The sequence below is a fragment of the Brevibacterium aurantiacum genome (assembly GCF_900169065.1).
In the GTDB taxonomy this organism is placed as follows: Bacteria; Actinomycetota; Actinomycetes; order Actinomycetales; family Brevibacteriaceae; genus Brevibacterium; species Brevibacterium aurantiacum.
Window position 1 is genome coordinate 1 of record NZ_FXZB01000065.1, and the last position, 1,310, is coordinate 1,310.

The 1,310-nt window shown below is 59.1% G+C and carries 1 protein-coding gene; it reads right to left on the reverse strand.

What is annotated here, in order from left to right:
• Positions 1-50 precede the first annotated feature (50 nt).
• Complete coding sequence (locus BAUR9175_RS19080; RefSeq protein ID WP_257784989.1) at positions 51-1,217, reverse strand: IS1249 family transposase; 1,167 nt, start codon at positions 1,215-1,217, stop codon at positions 51-53.
• Positions 1,218-1,310 lie beyond the last annotated feature (93 nt).

A 1,310-nucleotide genomic window follows, 5' to 3' on the forward strand; every position in this document is an offset into this window, starting at 1 on the left:
GGGTTAGCGGCAAGAATGTGTGTATGGGGCCAGCGTGTTGGATCTGGATTTCACCCTGATCGTCCGCCCCACCCTTTCCGGATTCCAGTCCCGTCCTCGACGCTGAATGACGTCCCGTAAAGCGCATTCGTCTCCGACCTTCCAGTGTCTGTCCTCGGCGGGATTCGACGTTTATTCGGTTCAGCCCAATCAGTTGGCTTCACGAACTGCCAGGCGTCTTTGGGATGTTCGGTGCGGTGATAGAGCAACCACGTGATCGCCGTGACGGCGTGGGGCGCGCTCAGGCCTCTGTGAGCCCGAAGGAAGTCCTTGATCGCCTTGTTCGGCCCACCTTCCAGCGGGTTCGTCGTGCGGGAGATGATCACACCGTCTTCGGCGAGTTTCAGCCAGGTGAAGAGTTCGTCATCGCGGATGAGATTGGCGAGGAGTTTCCATGCTCTGCGGGTTCGGATGTGTGTGTACCACCACTGCTGATTCGGACTCACATGAGCGGGCCTGATCGTTGACTTTTCAGCGTAGGTACGGTGCTTGAGAAACGACTGCCATTTCGCTTCCCAGGAGGCAAACGCTGCGGTCCAGGCCGCGGCCTTGTCGAGGGCGCGAACGTCCATGAGGGCCTTGTAGAGGGCGAGGAGTTCCTTATTCGCCGGCAGGGTCGGGTTCCGGGTCAAATGGGTGTTGCCGCGCTGGCGGATATGGAAGAAGCAACGTTGAATGCGGGTCGTGGGCCAGTGCTTCTTCACGATCGTCTGTAGTGGTCCGTTGCCATCGACGATCGCGGCCTTCGGTGCCGGGATGTGCTCGAGGAGAGCAGTCCAGGACGCGCGTTTCTCTGCGTCGGTGTATTGCCAGTTGATGACATGCCTGCCGGTAAAGGCGATGAGGACGCACCAGCCGTTGAAATAGGTGCCATCGAGCATGATCTGGTCGTGGACTTCCCCCGTGGGCGTCAGGGCGGGGGCGACGTTCCAACACCAGCGGATTCGGTGGCGGAACGTGCGCCTGGGGATGGTGTATCCACCCTGTGCTTGGGTGCCAGCCAGCCAGTGCTGGAAGGCATCAAATTCGGCTTTGCGGGTGATGTCGGTGCGCGACTTCGTAGTGGAGGCCCCGCAGTGTTTGCATCGCCATCGGGTACGTCCGGCGCTCGTCTTTCCGTTCTTCACGAGCTTGCTGGTGCATACACCACACCTGGGTTGATTCCTAGGAAGAGACACTGAACATGCTTCCAGAGCATGTTTAATCCTGTCTTGCCTTACTGTTTACTGGGGAAGGGGCCTATCCTGTACACACATTTATGCCGCTAACCC